This window comes from Mesorhizobium sp. M7A.F.Ca.MR.148.00.0.0 (genome assembly GCF_003997735.1).
Classification (GTDB): Bacteria; Pseudomonadota; Alphaproteobacteria; order Rhizobiales; family Rhizobiaceae; genus Mesorhizobium.
Genome location: NZ_RZTB01000137.1, coordinates 11,791 through 13,582 on the forward strand (window position 1 = coordinate 11,791; position 1,792 = coordinate 13,582).

General features: G+C 63.3%; 3 protein-coding genes and 1 pseudogene. 2 read left to right on the forward strand and 2 right to left on the reverse strand.

Features of this window, described 5'->3' with window-relative positions:
• Window positions 1-189 (forward strand): annotated as a pseudogene (locus EOB49_RS38095) (VWA domain-containing protein); the annotation flags it as partial.
• A gap of 351 nt (window positions 190-540) precedes the next feature.
• Complete coding sequence (gene msrB / locus EOB49_RS29600) at window positions 541-945, forward strand: peptide-methionine (R)-S-oxide reductase MsrB (RefSeq protein WP_127270383.1); 405 nt, start codon at window positions 541-543, stop codon at window positions 943-945.
• A gap of 83 nt (window positions 946-1,028) precedes the next feature.
• Here msrB and EOB49_RS29605 read toward each other — a convergent pair whose 3' ends face one another.
• Entirely contained in the window at window positions 1,029-1,340 is a 312-nt protein-coding gene (locus tag EOB49_RS29605; protein ID WP_127383050.1) for a hypothetical protein, read from the reverse strand.
• A 7-nt stretch (window positions 1,341-1,347) separates the two neighbouring features.
• Complete coding sequence (locus EOB49_RS29610) at window positions 1,348-1,788, reverse strand: hypothetical protein (RefSeq protein WP_127383053.1); 441 nt, start codon at window positions 1,786-1,788, stop codon at window positions 1,348-1,350.
• Window positions 1,789-1,792: the final 4 nt, after the last annotated feature.

Here is a 1,792-nt window from a genome sequence, read left to right on the forward strand (position 1 = left end):
GGCAGCGTCTGGCTCGGCCGCCTGCTGCAGCAATGGCCGAACGCGGTATGGCTGAACCCCGAAAACCCCAGGAACTGGGGCTACACCCATTCGATTGCGATGATCCGCGACATCTTCGGCGGCCGCATGTTCCCGCTGACTTTGGCCGGGCTTGAGGGCGCGACCAAGCAGCTTTCAAGAAAGCATTAGTTGTCAGAGGTGCGGAACCATCACCTCAGAGACCATCAATAGTGAAAGTTGGCGCCGCCCCTCACTGTCCTGCCGGACATCTCTCCCCGTAAACGGGGCGAGAGGGCCTGGCCGCAACGCCGGCGCCTTTCTTGCAACGCTGACAATTGGCGAAATCGCGGACGACAGGGCCCCTCGCCCCGTTTACGGGGAGAGGATGCCGGCAGGCAGGTGAGGGGCGGCGCAGACGCCTGAAGAAGGGGGAATTCAACCTTGGAACGTCAGACACTGGGCAGTCGTGTAACAAATGCCTATCTTGACGCGAATATCCGGTTGCAATCAACAACGAGCCGGCAAGGCTGAGGAGATCACATGGACACCCATACCTACCCCGTAACCCGCACCGACGCCGAATGGCGCGCCCGGCTGACGCCGGAGCAGTATGCCGTCATGCGCGGTCACGGCACCGAGCGGCCGGGAAGCTGCGCCTTGCTCTACGAGAAGCGCGCCGGCACCTTTTCCTGCGCCGGCTGCGACCAGCCCTTGTTCGAATCCAAGCTGAAGTTCGAGAGCGGCACCGGCTGGCCGAGCTTCAACGACCCGGTGCCGGGCTCGGTCGAAAACACCGTCGACCGCAGCTACGGCATGGTTCGCACCGAATGCCATTGCGCCCGCTGCGGCAGCCATCTCGGCCATGTCTTCGAGGACGGCCCGCCGCCGACCGGCCTGCGCTATTGCATCAACGGGGTGGCGCTGAAATTCGAGCCTTCGGCCTGAGCCATCCGGGTTCGACACTATGAAAGGGCGGCATCTGTCGCCCTTTTCGTTTAAGTATCCGTTGCCCCCCTCTGGGCAGCCGATCAGACCACGATCATCGCCACCAGCCACAGCGTAGCGCCCAGCGTCATCATCCAGGCCTTGGCACCGGGTATCTTTTCGGTGGTCCGCCACACCGCCAAGGTCAGGAACAGGCTGTAGGGCACCGACGCGAAATGCACTGCCAGCACAAGCCCGAGCGGCAACTTCAATCCGAGCAGAACGAGCGCCAGCACCGATGCGGCGATGCTGACCGCGGTGCCGAAGAGGACAAGGTCGCGCCAGAACAGCCGGTCGAGCGGCACCTGGCCTTGCCAGCGTGAGCGGAAAAAGGAGCCGATACCCTCTGGCAACACCGGATGTCTATCCCTGCCTCAGGACTTCGGTTACCGCGCGCTCGATACGCGAGCATTCGGTCACCAGCCAGTCGGCCATGGCTGGCCAGTTGTCCTCGGCATAGCAGTTCACCCGCCACATCGAATTGATGCCGAGGTTCTCGCAACTCTGTTCCGGCCTGAGCTTCAGCCTGGCTTCGATATCAGGCTGAAACGGCTTCAGCCGCGACCACGCCTGCGTGGCGCCGAACTTCTCGTTGCGACCGAAGAAGACGCCGACCTGGCTCTGCGCCGGCGCGACATACATGGAAAGAACCAAGGCGAAGTCGGGCAGCCCACGCTGCCAGAACCAGGGTCCGCGCCTCGCCATCAGAGCCCTTTCTTCCGGATGCCGCTCGGCGAACAGCGTCCAGAAGCCGCGCTGGCGGAATTCAGAGGCGCGGCGGGCGCCGAAGTCGAATTCGCTCATGGCT